The sequence below is a fragment of the Bacillus cereus group sp. MYBK195-1 genome (assembly GCF_051916605.1).
Classification (GTDB): Bacteria; Bacillota; Bacilli; order Bacillales; family Bacillaceae_G; genus Bacillus_A; species Bacillus_A cereus.
In genome coordinates this window covers 56,230-75,819 of the sequence record NZ_JBQAGZ010000004.1, presented here as the reverse complement: position 1 = coordinate 75,819, position 19,590 = coordinate 56,230, and the positions used below count along the sequence as shown (strand labels likewise).

Below are 19,590 nucleotides of genomic sequence, written 5' to 3'. Positions count from 1 at the left end.
TTGAACAACATGTTTTTATCTGCATATATATTCTTTTCTTAAAAAGGTAATTTTCTCTTACGCTTATCTCTTGTTTTTTTAAATTCTATGTGTCGATATGTATTAAACATACGAGATGTAACTCTTTCATCGTACGCTTTTATAATTGCCTCACCTGTTAAATTCGTTGTAATAATTGTTTTTTTCCCTTGTCGTCCATCAAATAGTTTAAATAACACACGATTTACAAATGCTGTTGCTTTTAAATCATTAATATCCATATCCCCTAGCTCTGCTCCTAGATCATCAATGACTAATAAATCCATAGAAATTAGCATATTTGTTATGCTATGCTCTGTTTCACAAGATTGCGTATTAAATGTCGAACGTATGTAATCAAATAGTTCTGAACTTGTAACATACATAACTTTATCCGAACTTTGTTCATTCATTTCATGCGCTATAGAGTATGAAATATGACTTTTTCCGGCCCCAACTTTCCCCACAAGAATCAAATTAAATCGAATATCATTTAAATAGTCTGTAAGAGCCTTTTTAGCTAAAATTAAATTCTTTTCATCCTCTTCACATTCTGATATAAATGTCGAAAATCTAGCTAATTTAATAGTTTCATCTTTAATAAGACTATGATCGTAAAATATACTTTTACGTTTTCTTTCCTCTTTCTCATAACGAAAAACATTCATTTCTTTTTCTAACCTTCTATTTTCTTCTTCTAAACGACATACTGGACAAATCGTTTCACCCTGAATCTCCATCAATCTTACAATTCGCTTCCTCTCCTGATCACATATCACACATGTTTCAGAAAGGAAGTTCATTTTCTTCGAAAGACTTTGTACTATATCTGTTACCTTTGTTAAAGCCATTTGATTTCACCATCTTTCTCTGCTGCAAATATCCCTCAAATTTAGTTCCAAATAAGGTTTCTGGTCTTAAATATTTTGCCTGTTCTGTATAAAGCCATTCTTTCGCCTTCGTCTCAATAACTTCTTTGAATTCATTTATATTAAATCCCTCTTGTAGTCTAGATTTAATTAACATTTGTGTCTTTTTAGTTGAAATACGATAACTTGTATTACATACACTGTTGAGATAATTAATTATCTCTACTATATCTTTTTGAGTGGTATTCTCTGAGTTAATCTTTTGTGTAGTCTCTGGTATTGGTTGAGACATATTATCATTTTCCATCATGACAATATGTTCTTTTCGTTGAGACAATTTGTCACAATCGTTATCTATTTCTAATTCAACTAGTCTGTCATAATTTATTGAATACCATTTTGTTTTATCAAACTTTAATTTGTTATAGTTACCACTTATCAATAAATTAAACTCTTCTAGATTTTTAACAATACGTTTCAACGTTCTTTCATTCCAAAACGGGAATTGTTTATGCCAATTTGTAATGCTATTATAGACCCAATAACGATCATCATAATAATGTTTCGAGCGCTTAAGCCAATAATGTATTTGTTGAAGAAAAATTGCCTCGTTCAATCCAATCTTACTTGCTAATCGAGGTAATACTAATAATGGCTCATCCTGTATTAGCAAACTACTCATTTTATCTTCCTCCATATTTTTTCTTAAAATCAATATATTAAACTTCTTAAATATTAAGGGTTTTATTATCCAAAACTTTTAAATTTCCCAACCTATTAATACTTTTATAGCTTGATTAGCTTGTTTCCTTGTAAGATCACTCAGTGATTGAATTTTAAGTTTTACTTTTAATTTATTTTTGATTTCCTCTTTTGATATTACTCCATCATATTTCAATGCTATTATATGCATTTTGGCATAAATCATTTTTAACTGTTTATGCGAAAGCTTTTCCGATTCAAAACGAATAGTATTACTAAATTCTTCATTTTCATTAGTACTCTTGCTGACATATCCTTGTTTTTTTGTCACTCTAAAAACCATGATTAATCCTCCTTACAATAGGATTTCCTATAAGATTTGTTTTTTTAAGACGATAGTCTTTCTTTTCTTACACCACATTCTCTGTTAGCCAATTTAATAAAAATGCCTTCGTATCTTTAGCCAAAAAATACCATTTCCCGTCCACTTTAAATTTTTGTAAACGCTGATCAAAATAGAATTCTTTTTGAATAGTAATCCTCAACATGCACGTTCTTTTTAAAAATTCCCTTGTATCCCAAAATAAAAATTCTGCACCCAATTCTTTAAGCTTTTCTTCTAATTTTTCTAAATATAATCTTCTGATTGCTCTTTCATCTACTTGAATATTTAGCATTCTATATTTCATCTCAATTTTTATATACCAATTACACTTTAGCGTTTCATTTTTTGAATCTCTTTCCTTATTTTCCAAGTAAAAAACTATATATAAAGTACCTTTAATAGTAGAATTATTAGATATTCGGTTTAAAATACCCCAATAAACATCCTATAATCCATATATAAATACGTGCATTTTTGTCACAAATTATTTAAAAAAAGATCAGGGAATAATTCTTCTATAGATTTCTCTAAATAGCACGATAACATATGTGCCTCTTTCAGAGTGAATTCACTTTTATTATGTTCTTTTGCCCAATATGTACGTGGAGAAACATTAAGAAAATAAGCAACTTCTTCAATAGTTTTTCTCTTTAATTTTCTTTCTAAAAATATCATCTTGTGCATTTTTGTCACCTCTTTTCAAATTCAAATATAGTACTACGTGACAAAACAGTCAAGAATTTTTTTACCAAATCACGAAGAAAGTTGCATTTTTGTCACACCAATTATATAATCAATCAAGACGGAGGTGACAAAAAGTCATGAAATCATTCGGTTTAAAATTATCTCAATTGATGAAGAAAAATAATATGACAGACGAGCAATTAGCTGAATTATTATCTGTTAGTAGAACTACTGTTTTGCGGTGGAGAAATGGTGAAAGAAGCCCTAAAATGTCAAAAATATCTCAAATCGCTAAGATATTAAATGTCTCTGCAACCTACTTTATTGATGAAAATGAATCCTATTGTCCTGAAGATCACGTAATTACCAAACGGAATATTCCCATTTATGGTACAATCGCAGCTGGTAAACCAATTGAGGCTATAGAAAATGTAATTGGGGATATACAGGTACCTGATATCATTTTAGATAAATATGGATTTGAAAAACTATTAGCACTTCGTATAAACGGAGACAGTATGAATAGAATTGTACATGATGGACATATAGCTGTACTTGAGAGGACAACAAATATAAATAATGGCGACATAGCCGCTGTACTCATCAACGGATATGACGCCACTTTAAAAAGAATTTACAAAACTAATAATAGAATTATCCTAGAGCCAGATTCTTTTAATCCTAGTATACATCCATTAATGTTTGATTGTACAGATATAGAAAATTGTCCAGAAATAAAGGTAGTTGGAAAATACATTTGGAGTTGTGCACCAATTCAATAATATTTCATCAATGAATTAAGTTATTTTTTAATAAATTTTAAAGTAAAGGGGATTTCTCCCCTTCTTTTTTATAGAAGGGATTTTATCTTGGTTACTTTCAGAGAATTTAGATTTTTCTTGTATGCTTTATAGGTGAATTACTCTTCTTTCAAATAAAAGTGTTTTACCCTCAACACGTTTTGCCTCCAGGGTTGGAACCTCTTATATAGGCACATTTACTGATCGCGTTCCCATTGGTGAACTTGTATGCGGGATATATACAGTCCACTTTCTCCTCTTAAACAATCATTCTTGGTTACTTTTTCTTACTCAATATAAAATCCCCTCCTAACTGGCTTTATCCTATTCCATATACTACCACATCTTATCTTGCATAAGTTTAGATAAGATTCTATCCTCTCTCATTAATTTGCGAAGATAATTGGCATCAAGATTAATTATGTTTACAACTACTTTAATCGTAATCATTTTTTTAAATTGCTTTATCACCAGATGATTTGCGTACAAAAGGTACAGATTCAATATTATCGTCTATTAAAGGTTCTAGCACTTATTTTACCTTTTACTAATTGTTTCCATGTCACCTACTCTCCAGCATTTTAATTAAATATTTTTATTGATCCAAGCTTTAAATCGTCAGTTTCAACTATAGAAATTGAGAAGGGATGAATAAAAAAGTGGGTGAATAATGATGAAATTTTCTCGTTTTTTATAAAACTTGGTTTTGGAAAAGAAATACTGAGAAGAAATGGGAAGCTATTAATTAGAGGCAACATGGATTAAAGAACATATTGAGTAAAAAAAAGGCAGTATACACCGCCTTTTTTTATTTCATTTAAGGATGTTTCTTTAAGAATTACTACACGAAAAAGGCATTGTTAAATTTAAGCAAGAATTTTTTTCTTATTACTCTCAATACCATCAAGAATCCCTTTATATTTTCTAGAAAATATAATTGATAACATTACATAATTAAAAAATAAGCTAATAAATACACCAAATATATTCAAGTTGAACACATAAATGGTAATAATCATCATTACAAAAGTAATTAAATTTATTATAGCTGTTTTTATTAAAACATAATTACTTTGCCCTATAGCTTGTAAAGCATATTTATAAACATTATGTAACGGATTAAAGATATTAGCTATTATAATAAAGGTAAGTATACTTGCAGCATAATTAATTAAATTCGTATCATTTGTAATAAAAGCTACAACCTCATATTTTAAAAATACAAAAATAATACTTAAAAACATGTAAAATACCATAATAAGTCCTAAAGTCACCTTAGGTAGTTCCTTTAAATCTATTAATTGTTTAGAGCCGTACCTTTCACTAACTAAAGTTAGAATAGCAGAAGAATACATATACATTGGAATTAAAATAATACTTAAAATTTGAGAAACTAATAAGTATCCTGATAATTGTATATCTCCTGTTCGAGCAATCATAGCATTTACACCTATAATGAAAATACCGCCTTCTAAAATCTCTTGACCAACTAGAGAGGTGCTCTTTTTACATAAGAACTTTAAATTATTAATATATATTTTAATGTTTTGAAAGGTAATTTTTAAATGTTTTCTACACAAATACATATAAATAATTAAATTTATACTTAAAGCAATTATAGTTGCTATTGCCGAACCACTTATTCCTAATTTCGGAAATCCGAAGTTACCAAAAATCAGAAGATAATTTAATATTACATTCAAGATTGAGGCTACCGTTGAACCAATAAAAATCCATTTTGTTTCTTTTATTATTTTAAAGAAAGTCGAAAACGTAAATAATAATAATTGAATTAATATATATACACTCATAATAGTTAAATATTGAATAGAGTCCTCTAAAATATTTCCTTCAAAACCAAAAACTATAGATAATAAAGGCCTTTGAAATATGAGTAATAACAAAGCCAACGAAATACCTATAATTATATTAAGAAAAATAGAAGATATAAAATAATTATTAAATGATTTTATATCTTCTTGTCCCATGCTTCTTGATCCATAAATATTAAAGGAAACAGACATTACTCCTAATATACCTGCAAATGTGAATAAAAGTGAACTCACTACACCTATAGCTCCATAAGCTTCAACTGAAATTCTACCGATCATTGCTTGATCTACCAATTTAATTAACAACCCAGCTATTGAATTCACAACTAGTGGTACAGCTATATGATTGATTTCTTTAATGCTGTTAAGATAATTAAATCTCATGCTGATAGCTCTTTATAAATATCAGATTCTATTAAATTAGAAGATATAATACTTAATAAAGGGAAGTCTAATAAAAATTCCCTTATTGTTTCTTTACTCATATCTTCGTTTATTTCATATTCCTCTGATATTTTATCCGCAATGAAATGAAAATCTTTTCCTTTAGAAATATAATATAAAATTTCTGCACCTATAAAGTTTGTTACGTAGTATTCTAGGGCAATTGGATCAAAAAAAACATATTTATCGCCCTCCTGTCTGAATATTATATTTTTCTTACCATGAATAATAAAACATTTAATATCATCCATTTGCTACACTCTCCTCAAAAAAGCAACTATTATCCGAACCATATATTGAGTTTGTTAAATTAAAGGCAGAAGACCTACATCCCCCTCCACACCACTTATGACTACAGGAACCACATTTACCATTAATATTATCAAATGATATATTTCTTAATTTATTGAATACAGATGATTCATTCCAGATTTCTTTAATTGATGTACTTTTTATGTTTCCAGCTCTAAATTGGTCAATTCCCATCATTAAATCACAACCAAATACATCACCATTATATGCAATAGAACAAGCTTTCACACCTGCTTGACATGATATTTCTCTTTCCTTTGTATGTATATCCGTTAAGTTCAGATCTTGATCCCAAACAGATAACAAATCTAAACGATTATAATGTTCTAAAGGAAAATAATATAACCAAAACACAGGACTTTCATTAGGTGGAATTATTTTGAAATTTAATTTAATATCCCCCCTACTTTTCATTTCAGATAGATTTAAAAACATAGGATACCAATTATTCTTATCCGCTAATATACTTCCGTCCGAAGCTCTACCTGTTGGACAAACAACCATGACTGTCATATAAGTTATCCCTAATAATTCATTCAGTTTAATTGTATTAATAAGGTCATTAACATTGGTTTTATTTAATGTAAAAAGAGTAGACACTGGTAAATTATATTTTTGTAAATTTTTAATACCTTTAATTGTCTTTTTAAAACTACCATGACCGCGGATTATATCGTGTACTTCTGGACAACTTCCATCTAAAGTAATACATATTCTATCAAAATCAAATTTTGATAATTTACTTGCAATTTTATCACTTATTAAAATTCCATTAGAGTTAATTATTTTAGCAAATTTATATTTTTGAGTTGCACTTAAGATCTCAAAAAAATCATCTCTAATAAAAGGTTCTCCACCAGTTAAGGAAATCCTATGAACGTTCATGTCATCTAAGTCTTGAAATAAATTATTTAAATGATTTAGATCCATCTCTTCATTTTTTGTTTCAAACGGACTAGATGATGCATAGCAATAATCACATTTTAAATTACATCTATTAGTAATACTTATATCTACTAAAGAAGGAGCCGAATAGTAATTTCTCACAAAAACACTTCCTTTCATATACTAAAAGTTAATGTAAACAGGAGTAGATTAAATTCTACTCCTGTAAATCTAAATTAGTGTTTTCCCCAAACGCTCTGACGAATAGTTACAGGTTTTTCAAATTCCTTTTTCATATCAAACGCCTCCTTTAGAAATAATATTATAAATTTATTAGATTAGTAATTATTAATTGTGAATATTTTCCTATTCACAATATCACCATAACATGGCTTCTATAATTTGATTATCGATAATTTTGAATATTTCGTGTATATTTTTGACACATATTCATAAATTATTTTAAACTAGAGTTTTATTAAGCATATTTATCCTTCTTTAAATGAATATAGGTAACATAATTTCCCTTATAATTCTAAATTAGTGTTTTCCCCAAACGCTCTGACGAATAGTTACAGGTTTTTCAAATTCCTTTTTCATATCAAACACCTCCTTTAAAAGTAATATTATAAGTTTATTAGATTAGAAATTATTAATTGTGAATATTTTCCTATTCACAATATCACTATAACATGGCTTCTATAATATAATTCTCAATAATTTTGAATTTTTTGTGTATAGTTCCAGTATATATTTATGTCTTGTTTTAAAATGAAATTTTATAAATCTTGTTAAAGGAAATAAGAGAATACCCTACCCTTAAACAAATAGAAATGTCCTAATACCATATCTAGGACATCCCTCCACTTTACTCATCTTATACATAACTTATCTAAATCTTTAGACCCTATACAGCTCTAACAATTAAACAAACCTAAAATATATCTTCTGCCTAAAACATAGTATTATTAGTTGTCTCACTTGGAATCTCTTGTATTACATACCAATGCTCGACAATCTTACCATCCTTTATACGAAATAAATCCCCTATAGCAACTCCCTTATCTTGAGAATTAGCTCGGAAATGTACATGAAGAGCAACTGTATCCCCTTCAGCTACTACACGTTTAATTTCTGCAGAGGAATTAGGGCTTTTAACAAAACCCTACTTAAAGAAATCCATTGTTATATCTAATATTTAATATCATTTTCCGTTTAAACCCCTTATTTTAATTTTTTACTGATACATTATGTTAAATTGTGTGTGGCAAGATGAAACAAGCTAATAAATTAAATTATTGTTAGGTTAGTTAGTATCTAATGATATGATAATATCATTAGATACATATAAAAAGGCATCCTGCCTTGTAACAGAAAACCTTTTATGTATTATTAACCTACAAACCTAAAATTTCAACAATCTGACGTGCCTTAGCATTATCTATAAAATAATGCATCTCTATCCCTCTTCTTTCTGAGCGGAGTACGGTTCCCCTCAATTTTGATAAATGTTGTGAAACAGTGGACTGTGGGAGTCTCAATATCTCCGTTAACTGTGTAACATTGCAGACTTTATGTTGCATTAATTCATTTACAATTTGTAATCGAACAGGATGTGCCATTACTTTTAATACATCTACATCGTCTTCTTGGATTTCAGCTAGATTTCTTTCAGATATTAATGTTATCATTTCGCATTCTCCTTTATTATTAATTTCTATTTTCCTGTTATCCTTATAATTAATACTTATAGCTAATTACCATTTGTCCTGTTGAGAAAATATATTCTCTTTTTAAAACAAAAAGGACACCAATTCATTAAAACGTTTTTACTGCTTTAATGAATTGGTGCCCTCTAATTTTTTGACCCAAATATATCTTATTTTAAAGGATATTTTCAGTTCCTTTTTTCTCACGTCTAGTAAAATTTTGTATTTTCTTTAAAATTCATATTAAGAATACTCTTCAAATCCTGAAAGCATAAATTTGCGGTAAACCTATACTTTCTATCACATTCCACACCAATTAAAATAGTGAATCTACATATTATCAATTAACTTTATAGTACATGTATGTAAAAATAATAACATGATAAGCTTTTTCAAATTTTTCTCCTTGTAAAGATTTGAAAATAGCATTTCATTACTCTCCTTACTGTTAATATGCCTAGAAAAAGAACCCTATAGGGTTCTTTTTCTGTTCATTCCCTAAAGTCCCATATTAATAAAAAAAGAAGAGGGATATATCCTCTCTTCACCAATAAAATCGAACATCTTTACACTTAAGGAAGGGCATACATTCATCAAGAGATGAAATGAACAATAATAGTTCACCTAGTGAATTATAACATAAACCCAATTCCATTAATAGATAATATTAACATTTATGGAATAATTGTTACAAAATTGTTAAGTATCTTAATATTAAAAGGCTTTATATGTATGTAAGTTGAAAATGGATAGTGTAAGGATAAAATATAAGGGGGATATATCATGTTTAACAAAAAACAAACATTCGTAACAACGGTAACAGCTTTAACACTAGGATGTGGATTTACATTCGGATTAACACCGGCCTTTGCAGATTCTAACAAAATTTCCGCCAACAATATTCCTGTCCATTCTATTCAGAACCAAGAACAAGAACCTTTTACTGGATATGTCATTTCAGTAGAGAACAATTATTTAGTAGTTGCAGCTACGCCTACAAAAGATGAAGCTCTTGCTTATCAACATGATTGGTGGGATCTAGTTTCTCAAAATAAGATTTTAAGAGTTCCTGTTTCAGATGATGAAAACTACACATTAGGTGAGAAATTAAATGTATATGCAGCTGCATGGACTAAATCCCTACCACCAATAGCTGTTATGCCTACAATTGAAAAAGTATTTCAGTAGGTAATATTTCCAATAATTTAGCTATCCCATATAAAAAGGAGTCAAATAGCGACTCCTTTTTATATTCTTTTTTTACCTTTCTCTAGATTCCTTACCTTCTCATACCCCTAATATTTAATAACATGCCTCTTTCTCACTAGCTAATACAATTTTCATCTTAGGAATTATTCATCGTATTATTTATTTGAATCCTTATTATAGTTTTAAAAAATATCCATTATAAAAAACGTATCCCTACCTACATTCACTTATACAAAATTAAGAAATAAATAATTTAAAAAGAAAAATACTACAACAAAGAATGTCCATTTGTTTCTTTTTGTTGGTTTCCAGCATGTTGTATATAAAAAAATAAAGCACTACCTGTCATTGTAATTAAAAAGATTTGATAATAATCAACCATCTATAATACCCCCTCCATACAAAAATAAGAAGTCTCTTTTTAAGAGACTTCTTATTTCTAATACAAACGAAATACATAGGATAAATATACACAATATTATCAGGATGGTGTGCTTTGTAGCTCTTTTAGCATAACATACAATATCTCATTTTTGTTTAATAATTCCAAATTATAAAACTTTATCAACATTAAAATATTTCATTTAAAGCAAACGAACAAAAATAAACTCAACGAAATATTCACTTAAAAAACCAACGTATGTAAAAGAACAGCTACAATTCCATTCATAGTTTTAAAAATTTGTCCTCCTCTTCTTCTAAGAATATTCTAAATCCCAGATAGATTATCTTATAGCGCCACCTTATGTATGCAGAATTACATATCAAACTATATTGAAAATCATTCTCACTGTAACTATAATGGTTTCAAGAAGTGGTATTTTCACTTCCTTTTCAAATCTCAAAATATATTAAAGGAGGAACTAGCATTATGAAAAAAGCTATTTTAGCAGGGGCACTAGGAATTGCAGTACTATCAGGTATGAATTTACCAGGAGCAGAGGCACCAAAAGCGAGTGCGGCAACTACGAATTTAGAAACTCAAGAAGTTACAAAATATTACTCTATGAATTCCTATGAAGTTTCTCAAAAAGAATCATTTAATCTTAGTAAAGGGGAAGAACTTACAGTCTTTGTACAAAATTCCGGGTTCCCAATTTCTTATACAGTCTTTGATGCAGATAATCAAGTAATTGGCACATACAATGCTAATTCACCATATGGTCGCGTATTCAAAGCACAAAAAGACGGTAATATTTCTGTTCAATTTCAAGCAGGAGTAAATTCTTCTTACATGAAGAAAATGAATTTCACAGCTAAATTTGCAGTTTCTAAACTTAACCAACAATAAAAAATGTAACGATCCTCTTTAAAAGCAAATTAAAAAGGTATATCCCTTCAATGGGATATACCTTTAACTTTAGTGAATTTTATATTGACCAGATAACTGCTCTTGCGCCATACGAACTAAACGTTTCGTAATCTCTCCACCTACTGAACCATTTGCTCGTGATGTTGAATCTGGTCCAAGTGTAACGCCAAACTCCTGAGCAATTTCATACTTCATTTGCTCAATTGCACTTGTTGCAGCTGCTATTAAGATTTCGTTTGATTTATTATTTTCGCGAATTTGCATTTTTTTAACACCTCCGTTGAATTTGGTAATATCATTCTCTATTTCCAACAAAATATGCAAAAAAATATTCGTTTAGCTATTTTACATATATACCTAAGCTTTCATCCCTTATGTGGGAATAAATAAAGGTATAGGTCATACCTACACCTTCTTCTATCCTACTTAATTTTGAATCCTCCTATTAACTCTTGTAATTCTTGGGAGATCCAATTCAAAGAATTTGCTAGCTCTGCAATATCTTGTACATACATTTCTTGCTCTTTCATACTTATCTCAACATTACTACTGCTACACTCATATGTATTTGCAATATGTGATAATTCATTTACAGCCTGAACAATAGATTGACTATTTTCTAAAACATCTCTTGAATTACTCGAATTCGCTTTAATTTGATTTGTAACAGATTGTGCAGATTCTGAAATCTTTTCAAAGAAAGCACCACTACTTTGAACAAGTGTTATTCCTGATTCAACTTCCTTTGAACTCTTCTGTATGGATCTTACAGCTCTCTCTGCTTCAGCCTGGGTTTCACCAATTAATTTAGCTATATCCCTTGCAGATGCCTCAGTTCTTTCCGCTAATATACGTACCTCGTCCGCAACACCTGAAAATTCTTCTCCCATCTCTCCAGCACATGAGGATTCAGTAGAAGCATTTAAAGCTAATGAATTTGTTTGATTTGAAATGGTTGTAATTACAGTAAGAATTTCATGAATTTCCTTAGATCGTACTTCTAATGCATAAATACTTGAAGATACATCCTGAACTGTATATTTGATTCTTTTCATTTGATTCACGATTTTCTTAATCAAATCTTTTCCCTCTACAGAATGCTGGTCCATGTCTTCCAAAGCATTGCCAACTTGTTTTGCATCTCCTTTAATTTCTTTCATCTTACTTTCCATTTCTTGAACAATCCCTAAACATTTTTGCACTACATATTCATGAGAATGTGCTCCTAAATTTAATCCTGTAATAGCACTTGCAATTTCTTTAAAGGCTATGCTATTCTCTTTTGTACTTACCGATAATTCCTGTGAAAATGTCGAAACCTGCTCAGCAGTCTGCCTTACTTTATCTATAATACTATTAAACTTTTTAATAGTATTATTAAAATAGGTATTAGTTATCCCTATATCATCAGATCTTTCATTCAATTTAATACTTAAATCCCCTTCACCAACTTTACGTAACCCTTCTTGTAAATCCTTTAAAGGCGATAGAGAGTTTCGTGAGATAAATATTTGAATTGTAATTGCGATAGTTAATGAAATTATAATAAATAGTAAACCTTGTATCATAAAGTTTTTCTTTGTAAGAGGAATAATAGAAGCTTCCAAATCCGCTGCAACAATTGCAATTATATTTTTATTTTCATCTGTAACTGGCTCTAAAATTGTTATCCAGAACCCTAATTCATCTTCATACACTTCTGTCATTTGTGCCTGTTTTGTTTGTATTACTTTATCATATGTTTTCATCCAATAAGTAGGCTGCTCATAGTATTCACCTGGTTTTACAGAAACAGTATTTGCTAATTTTGTATCCAAATCTACTATTTGTAATTCAGCTTTATCGTTTAGCTTGGCACCTGTAACATATGTTTGCCCAACACTTTTCATATCTTTTATAGCTTTATCTAATTGCTCTGTCAATTTTTCTTTCTTCACTCTTTGTGCTGTGGGGTTTTTTGCTACATCTTTTACTATTTCTAGATCTAATTGATTTAATACTGCATCACCTGTTTCAAAAGACTGTCTCTCAAATATAGACATCATACTACTTTGAAACATATTAAAACTTAACGCTCCCATACTTCCAACAAGGGTCAGAATTACTAATACCGTTAGTAATACATTTTTTTGAAGCAACGATAGCTTATGCCAATATTTTTTCATTGATTTCTCCTTTCTTATTTTCAACAATACAAAAACAAAGTAGTAACATATTAAGAGGTTCTCTTTCTGTTATTAATTTAAACTTTAAAATAGCATACTAATCGTTCAACCAAACGTTCCAATTTTTTTCATTTACAATTGCATCTTTTATATGTCCAGCTGCTCCTGGAAATCTATTAAAAGGAAGACGTAATACTTCTACCACTTCATCTTTTCTATTTGTACTGATTTCTTCTAAATCGATGATATTAAAGGATTTGCCTATAATAATTGCTATAATGTTTAATAGACGACTAAGAATATTTAAAATTCCATATTTATCTCCTAAAGATTTTCAAATTAGATTTGTTGCAGTACCTTCAGCGAGGATTTTTTATAATATCGTTAGTTTTAAATAAAGATAAGAATTTTTAAGAGCCCCATCTTTAGTTATTTTTATCTTGCAGAACAATAAAATCTGAAAGTTTAATTCAATCTCCTATTTTATAACTTTTTTCCTTATTTTTCTATAACATTATAATATTTACCTGTACAATCTGAACTCGGACTCTTTTGGCCTTTACCCCTCAATTGTCTTAAATTCATATGAGGTAGCGCAGAAAGTAAATTTTTAATAAAAAACTTTTGTATTAAAAAATGCAAAAATACATACTCCTCCAAAACTATATGCACTTAAATATTCATATAGTAAAATAAGCAGTACCAGCGTGTCCTATACAGCATATTTCCTTAACGGGCTTGATACTATATTCATTATAAAATTGGTGTGACCTTAATATCTCACTTAACTCTTTAATATTTTAATATTAACAATATAGTGTTAATATATCCCTACTTTATCGCTACACCTACATATAAGCCAAGAATTCAATTACAGAACGGTTTTCATCAACAGTAGACAAAAACATGTCAAACAAAAAGAGACTCAATTATTTATTACTTTTCGTATAGATGTAATAAAAGATTATAGGAGAAATATATATGCTCAAAAAAATAAATAAATTTATGTTTGCTTTGCCTACAATTTCTTTTATTTTTCTTATTTTATTAGGATCATTTTTATTTGTAATACCATTAGATCTATTCTTACCTGAAATACAAAAAAACCCAATAACAGAAGCACCTCTTATTCTTCAAGTTTTATTAGGGGTATTAGCGGCACCTATATATGAAACAGTAGTTTTTCAAGTATTTTTATTTTGGCTATTAAGTTGGATTCCTTACATTAAAAATCGCGATTACCTTATCATTTTAATAGCTTCAATTATATTTGGATTAAATCATCAATATGGAATCACTTATATAGTTGGTACAACGATAATTGGTCTTTTATATAACTATGCTTATTGGGTATATAAAAAAAAGAATGAAAAATATCAGGTTACCATGTCTGCTTTTGGGGTTGTTTTTTTGATTCACTTATTACATAATTCTATTGCTTTTATAGCATCAAATTTATAAATGTTTTAAAGGTAATATAGATTAATGAATTATGTTTGTACTTGTTAAAGCTAAGAGACACGAAATAAAAATTAAAGAGAGGCTAATTCACTAATACTTCTAAATAGTCTTGTTTCAGTTTGTTTATTTGAAGAATAAAAAGAGAGGGACCTATCAGGTAGACAGTATTTTCAAAACACAGCTAAGCCACCTGAGTCTATATTTGTATGGACTCAGGTTATTTAATTTCTCTTGAAACCTTTGATGATTATAACATTGTATATATTTGCGGACTTAAGATAGATGAAGAAGTCTTTTTTATGTGCATTATCCTAAAAGTTTAACTTTCGCAACATACTTTCCTTCATTTTTCTAACATCCCATCCTCTTCTTCCAACCGTTTAGTCTTAGTACCCGAACCTTTAGGTTTCATTCTACCTAAACATAACCCTTTTGCTTTCCCACGTTCTTCTTCTAGTTTTTTAGTACCTAAAGTTTCGAATCATTTCATTTAACGCCTTACAATTGGATAATAAATGTCTATTTCTTTCTTACAGTTTTATATCTTCTTTTAAGTATAAACCCACTTCCTTTTCCTTTCATTTTGCATAGCAAGTAATTCTAATTTACCCCATAGAAAAATCCCCTCCATAATAAATAGGTTAATGTGTTTTCTTTTTCCTATCTACTATGAGGGGAGAATAGCATACTAAAGATAGCTTCTTTTTTTGTAAAAGAACTAAGATTCTAGTGTCGTAATTAATTGCTGACGTTCTTTATCTCTAAAAATTTTAATTTCATGTTTAAATTCATAATTTCCTTCTTCAAATCTAACCCATTCCTTACTTGTCCAATATACAACATCTACATTTGCATCTAAAATTTCAGAACATATGTCTACTAATTCTTCTTCGTAAAATGGTGCTTCTTTTGCTAGTTCAAAAGCTAGTACTTTTGAATCCTTACTTTTAATTTGAAGTTCTCTTGAAGTTTGCCCTAAGTACTGCCATGGAGAATATAGGGATTGCACATGAACATTTCGAGTTTCTTTAAACTGTGATGGAGAATGTATTGTAACAGCAAATGTAGGTTTGCTCACTCCTATTGTTGCACCTAAAGCTATAGAACTAATAATAAGTTTTTTAATCATTTTTTCAGCCCCTTTAATTATTTTGGATATGCTTCATTTTTATACTACGTTCATGTTCGTGTAAATGAAGATGATTTGACATGATTCATCATTTTTTTCAAAAACTGTATATTAATTAACCACTATAAATTCACCCAAAACAAAAAAAGTTTCCATAAGGAAACTTTTTTTGTTTTGGGTATATATTATATGTATAAAAATTAGTTTTGAAAATATTTACTTATTTGTTGATAAAATTGAATATGGATATTTTCCCTACTATTTATCTACACACATCTCATACAAAGCCTCACTACAACATAAACAAATTCATCTTATGAACGCGTTTCTTCTTACGAAATTAAGTGATTGTTTCAATAGCTGGTTTGGGAATCATAGATTTACTTTCTTTCTCAGCCCTATTATTCTGTTCTTTTACCTAAAATTCCAATATCCCCATTACTTCTTTTGTAAATAGTTTAAAATCAGTTAAATGTTTTTCAATAATTTGACGAACAATATCTAAATTCACACTTTGATAATCATGAACAGCAATATTACGAAATCCAACCATCGCCTTTAACTTATTTGCTAGATCAGCGCTAAGTAATCCTGCTGTAACCAATAAATCAAAGGCCTCTCGACTAGATTGGGGTAATCCTAATTTTTTCCCTGCAACAATATGCATTGCTAAATCAATACTCGCTTCACAAGCTCTTTGTATATTCAATATTATTGAATCTTGTTTTGTAAAGTCCTCTAAATTTTCAGGGTCATTTCCATACACATCTTGGATTCTTTTTATACAACGCTCTATTGTAGAAATTTTATTTAAAATAACCTCATTCTTCATATATAGAACCTCTTTTCTTTATATCATCAAATACTACCTGACGTTCTTCATTCAATTTTGAATACATTTTTAAGGTTTTCATTTCAAAAATAACCTTACGTTTTTCATCCGAACAAAATATTGTCTTTCCTGTATGTATAATCTGAGCTTGAAAAACTGTAGAAGCTTCGGATAAATCAACTAAATCAACATCTCTTTGAACAATGTTAGCTAACTCCTGTGCTAATAAAAAACGTTCATAGTTCCCTAATGTTGTGTCACTTACATAAGCTATATCAATATCACTATCTTCTCGTTCTCTGTTCTCAGCCGTTGATCCAAACACAATTATCCAATAGGGATTCACCGTCTCTTGTAATTTTTCTATAATAGCTGTTATCATGCTTTGAAAAATCATTTAATTAATCCCCCTTATTGTACTTGAATTTTATTATATCATAACCATTACGAAATCCATTAAGCTACAACAAATACATAAACAAATTTAAAGCTTCTTAGTACTTAAAACACCTCAAAATTGCGTGATTATCCCTGTAAAAGCAAAAGACTGACAGTAATTGTCAGTCTTTTGCCTTTGAAACTCTAAAAAATAGGGGCTATATCTCTCTAATAACGACGTCTTTTATATGTTAATTCACCTTTAATTTTTCTTTTACTTTTGTAGGGAGTTCGTCTTTTTTAACTTCTTCCCAAGATTTCACACCTTTTTTCTCAGAGTAATATATACGTAAAAATGCTTCTTTACGAAGGTTTTTTAACGCTGTAAACTCCATTTCTTTCTCTTTACCATCCTTATCAAATCCAGGTAATTTATATTGGTAAGTCGTATCCCCATTTACATTTTTCTCTTTTAATTTTTCACCATCTTTGGTAATTTGCACATAATATGTATCTGTACCAAGACGGTTTAGGTTACAACCTGTTAATATTACTGTAAAGAAAACAAAAACACTACACATAAGCACTATTCGTTTCATATTACTCACCTCATATCTTTTCTCACAAAAATTATATCCTAATCTATTTGCTGCCAAAATTCATTTCCATTACGCTAACATTACGTTTTTGTAAGGTAGTAAAAACAGCATAAAATTAAAAGGATATGAATTCATATTTCTATTGAATCCATATCCTTTGTTCTTATTGAGTAAACTATTTTACCTTATTCTAAATAGGAGGTATTTTTATTATTCTGGGAAAATGAAATTAGAGTTCCCTTCACTATTATCGGAATCTTCTTTCGGGAACGTAATAGTAGAACCTTGATTTCCTTTATTTATTTCTTGCTCTTCAGGAAATACAATGGAAGAATCATTACCTAAGTTTGGTGAAAAACCTAGTTTAGATAAAATAGCTTTTAAGTCAGGTAAAACACCAATTTTATCAGAGATTGGATCGTTAGATTTCGTTCCAGTACTAGGGTCGCTTAAAATATTCCTAAGCTGGCTTGGTGTATATACTTTTCCCTTATTATTTTTTGCAATTCCTTGAATTGATGCTGCAGCACCAGCAATAATAGGTGATGCGCTAGATGTTCCAGCAAAACTAGATGTATATAGATTTGTTATAAATTCACTTGGTTTAGCATCTGTAGTATCTACTGCATTCCCCCATCCATACACATCCACTCTACTACCATAATTAGAGAAATATGAACGCTTATGAGGAACTCTTGCAGAAGCTGCCCCAACCATAATTGCCCCTGAATCTTTAAAATCAGGACTATTACGATTCAAAACTTGTTTACCATTACGGTCTCTAAATTGATCCAAGTCATTTCCGCCGTTTGCACCTGCTTCAATAATAATAATCCCCTTATTTGTTCCCATACGAATTGCATCAAATATGTCTGGTTTTACTTCCACTGGAAAATAGTTCTTATCTCCATATCCATCGTAAGTTGCTTGTGCCTCTAGTAAAAGAATATCTCCAGCTTGCATATTGTTAACCGCACTTAAAATAGCATCAGCTGTATTATAATTTCCGTTATCCCTAATCTGGGATACAACCTTTACCTTGGCCTTTGGTGCAATCCCAATTCCACCTATGTTATTATCCTCTGCAGAAACAATTCCCAATACTGAGGTACCATGATCATGGTGTTCACTCTTATTCTGTCCGGACATCAATTCAATCTTTTGATTCACTAAATCTTCATGACTTAATAACCAACCATACTCCATATCTACGAAAGTAGTTCCTTTTCCGTCCCCACCATTTATACTCCAAGCATAAGGTGCATTAATTCCTAATGGTGCTGGTTCAAGGTAACCTTGTCTTGTAAGTCTAGGCTCATCATATGGATTAACAGATAAATTTGGTAAACGATCTTGAGGTGGCGTTTCTTCTTCCTGTAAATACGCCGTTTCAATAAGAGGTGATTTCTCAAACTTTACAAGTAAGGCTTGTACATCAATATCACCTTGGTTTTCTACAATATAATAGTTTAGCAAATTGGAAGAAATATGTTCGGAGTCGTTTATTTCTCTACCTAAATTTTTAATTTCTTTAGGATTTAAAGAACTAAAAAGTCGATTTATAGTTAGATTTGGATATTTGTTTAAAATTCCAATTAATTCAGGATCTTGTTTTTCTTCTTTAATGAATTTTTCTATTCCATCCTGATATGGCAAATTTGCCTCATTTTTAAATTTCAAAATTAATTGTTTCGTAACTTGCTTATGTACAGTAGAATTCAATTGCTTATTTGAATAATTGTAACTAGCTGCATAGGCAACTTCTGATTTATCACTTGGAAGTAGTCCACCCACCCCATTAAATGCTGTTAACGCAATTGAAGAAACTATAATTCCCTTAAAAATTTTCAAAATGTGCACCTCTT

The 19,590-nt window shown here is 29.6% G+C and carries 23 protein-coding genes and 1 pseudogene; 4 read left to right on the top strand and 20 right to left on the bottom strand.

Translation table 11 applies throughout. From position 1 onward, the window contains the following. Positions 1-38 precede the first annotated feature (38 nt). The 5 genes from ACTFRY_RS18925 to ACTFRY_RS18905 form a co-directional block, all read right to left on the bottom strand. Complete coding sequence (locus ACTFRY_RS18925; protein ID WP_071732421.1) at positions 39-869, bottom strand: ATP-binding protein; 831 nt, start codon at positions 867-869, stop codon at positions 39-41. After that, complete coding sequence (locus ACTFRY_RS18920) at positions 805-1,569, bottom strand: conserved phage C-terminal domain-containing protein (protein WP_017657781.1); 765 nt, start codon at positions 1,567-1,569, stop codon at positions 805-807. Before ACTFRY_RS18920 ends, ACTFRY_RS18925 begins: the two co-directional genes overlap by 65 nt. 78 nt (positions 1,570-1,647) lie before the next feature. Continuing rightward, positions 1,648-1,932: a hypothetical protein gene (locus tag ACTFRY_RS18915; RefSeq protein WP_071732419.1), complete on the bottom strand. Its 285-nt coding sequence runs from the start codon at positions 1,930-1,932 to the stop codon at positions 1,648-1,650. Between the two features lie 67 nt (positions 1,933-1,999). Beyond that, positions 2,000-2,266, bottom strand: coding sequence for a group-specific protein (locus ACTFRY_RS18910; protein ID WP_137074653.1), 267 nt, complete (start codon positions 2,264-2,266; stop codon positions 2,000-2,002). A gap of 185 nt (positions 2,267-2,451) precedes the next feature. Next, a complete protein-coding gene (locus ACTFRY_RS18905) occupies positions 2,452-2,658 on the bottom strand; it encodes a helix-turn-helix transcriptional regulator (RefSeq protein ID WP_332278732.1) in 207 nt (68 codons plus the stop codon). Between the two features lie 137 nt (positions 2,659-2,795). On the opposite strand from ACTFRY_RS18905, the gene ACTFRY_RS18900 reads away from it, so the two are divergent. Further along, positions 2,796-3,440, top strand: coding sequence for a LexA family protein (locus ACTFRY_RS18900; protein ID WP_071731715.1), 645 nt, complete (start codon positions 2,796-2,798; stop codon positions 3,438-3,440). 884 nt (positions 3,441-4,324) lie between these two features. On the opposite strand, the gene ACTFRY_RS18895 is transcribed toward ACTFRY_RS18900, so the two are convergent. From ACTFRY_RS18895 to ACTFRY_RS18865, 7 genes and pseudogenes are all read right to left on the bottom strand, one after another. Beyond that, positions 4,325-5,674 (bottom strand): MATE family efflux transporter, encoded by a 1,350-nt coding sequence (locus ACTFRY_RS18895; protein ID WP_071732417.1) that lies wholly within the window; start codon positions 5,672-5,674, stop codon positions 4,325-4,327. Continuing rightward, positions 5,671-5,985 carry a PqqD family peptide maturation chaperone WgkC gene (gene wgkC, locus ACTFRY_RS18890; RefSeq protein WP_080489399.1) on the bottom strand — a complete coding sequence of 105 codons (315 nt, stop codon included), beginning with the start codon at positions 5,983-5,985 and terminating at the stop codon, positions 5,671-5,673. The genes ACTFRY_RS18895 and wgkC overlap by 4 nt, the downstream gene beginning before the upstream one ends. Further along, complete coding sequence (gene wgkB / locus ACTFRY_RS18885; RefSeq protein ID WP_069604343.1) at positions 5,978-7,093, bottom strand: radical SAM/SPASM peptide maturase WgkB; 1,116 nt, start codon at positions 7,091-7,093, stop codon at positions 5,978-5,980. The genes wgkC and wgkB overlap by 8 nt, the downstream gene beginning before the upstream one ends. Before the next feature lie 74 nt (positions 7,094-7,167). After that, on the bottom strand, positions 7,168-7,227 hold the full coding sequence (wgkA, locus tag ACTFRY_RS18880; protein WP_423176837.1) for a tryglysin family RiPP peptide: 60 nt from the start codon (positions 7,225-7,227) through the stop codon (positions 7,168-7,170). Between the two features lie 244 nt (positions 7,228-7,471). Further along, entirely contained in the window at positions 7,472-7,531 is a 60-nt protein-coding gene (wgkA, locus tag ACTFRY_RS18875; protein ID WP_423176837.1) for a tryglysin family RiPP peptide, read from the bottom strand. Positions 7,532-7,883: 352 nt separating this feature from the next. Beyond that, positions 7,884-8,114: pseudogene (locus ACTFRY_RS18870) on the bottom strand (nuclear transport factor 2 family protein); the annotation flags it as partial. A 214-nt stretch (positions 8,115-8,328) separates the two neighbouring features. Beyond that, on the bottom strand, positions 8,329-8,622 hold the full coding sequence (locus ACTFRY_RS18865) for an ArsR/SmtB family transcription factor (protein ID WP_017657775.1): 294 nt from the start codon (positions 8,620-8,622) through the stop codon (positions 8,329-8,331). A gap of 801 nt (positions 8,623-9,423) precedes the next feature. Here ACTFRY_RS18865 and ACTFRY_RS18860 point away from each other — a divergent pair. Beyond that, positions 9,424-9,828: a DUF3221 domain-containing protein gene (locus ACTFRY_RS18860; protein WP_000482313.1), complete on the top strand. Its 405-nt coding sequence runs from the start codon at positions 9,424-9,426 to the stop codon at positions 9,826-9,828. An 892-nt stretch (positions 9,829-10,720) separates the two neighbouring features. Next, positions 10,721-11,140 (top strand): hypothetical protein, encoded by a 420-nt coding sequence (locus ACTFRY_RS18855; protein WP_071732414.1) that lies wholly within the window; start codon positions 10,721-10,723, stop codon positions 11,138-11,140. A 69-nt stretch (positions 11,141-11,209) separates the two neighbouring features. Here ACTFRY_RS18855 and ACTFRY_RS18850 read toward each other — a convergent pair whose 3' ends face one another. After that, positions 11,210-11,425, bottom strand: coding sequence for an alpha/beta-type small acid-soluble spore protein (locus ACTFRY_RS18850; RefSeq protein ID WP_071732413.1), 216 nt, complete (start codon positions 11,423-11,425; stop codon positions 11,210-11,212). Positions 11,426-11,583: 158 nt separating this feature from the next. Continuing rightward, positions 11,584-13,326 (bottom strand): methyl-accepting chemotaxis protein, encoded by a 1,743-nt coding sequence (locus ACTFRY_RS18845; RefSeq protein ID WP_240853376.1) that lies wholly within the window; start codon positions 13,324-13,326, stop codon positions 11,584-11,586. 981 nt (positions 13,327-14,307) lie between these two features. Between ACTFRY_RS18845 and ACTFRY_RS18840 the strand changes: the two genes are divergently transcribed. Then, on the top strand, positions 14,308-14,787 hold the full coding sequence (locus ACTFRY_RS18840; RefSeq protein ID WP_071732412.1) for a CPBP family intramembrane glutamic endopeptidase: 480 nt from the start codon (positions 14,308-14,310) through the stop codon (positions 14,785-14,787). Positions 14,788-14,940: 153 nt separating this feature from the next. On the opposite strand, the gene ACTFRY_RS18835 is transcribed toward ACTFRY_RS18840, so the two are convergent. The 6 genes from ACTFRY_RS18835 to ACTFRY_RS18810 all read right to left on the bottom strand — a co-directional run bounded on the left by ACTFRY_RS18835 (position 14,941) and on the right by ACTFRY_RS18810 (position 19,576). Then, a complete protein-coding gene (locus ACTFRY_RS18835; RefSeq protein WP_124749618.1) occupies positions 14,941-15,048 on the bottom strand; it encodes an IS3 family transposase in 108 nt (35 codons plus the stop codon). Positions 15,049-15,505: 457 nt separating this feature from the next. Further along, positions 15,506-15,916 carry a hypothetical protein gene (locus tag ACTFRY_RS18830; protein WP_071732411.1) on the bottom strand — a complete coding sequence of 137 codons (411 nt, stop codon included), beginning with the start codon at positions 15,914-15,916 and terminating at the stop codon, positions 15,506-15,508. Between the two features lie 418 nt (positions 15,917-16,334). Then, entirely contained in the window at positions 16,335-16,748 is a 414-nt protein-coding gene (gene hepT / locus ACTFRY_RS18825) for a type VII toxin-antitoxin system HepT family RNase toxin (RefSeq protein WP_000787540.1), read from the bottom strand. Next, on the bottom strand, positions 16,738-17,145 hold the full coding sequence (gene mntA, locus ACTFRY_RS18820) for a type VII toxin-antitoxin system MntA family adenylyltransferase antitoxin (protein ID WP_000577229.1): 408 nt from the start codon (positions 17,143-17,145) through the stop codon (positions 16,738-16,740). The genes hepT and mntA overlap by 11 nt, the downstream gene beginning before the upstream one ends. 232 nt (positions 17,146-17,377) lie before the next feature. After that, positions 17,378-17,725 (bottom strand): YxeA family protein, encoded by a 348-nt coding sequence (locus ACTFRY_RS18815; RefSeq protein ID WP_071732409.1) that lies wholly within the window; start codon positions 17,723-17,725, stop codon positions 17,378-17,380. 210 nt (positions 17,726-17,935) lie between these two features. Next, positions 17,936-19,576 (bottom strand): S8 family peptidase, encoded by a 1,641-nt coding sequence (locus ACTFRY_RS18810; RefSeq protein WP_071732408.1) that lies wholly within the window; start codon positions 19,574-19,576, stop codon positions 17,936-17,938. Positions 19,577-19,590 lie beyond the last annotated feature (14 nt).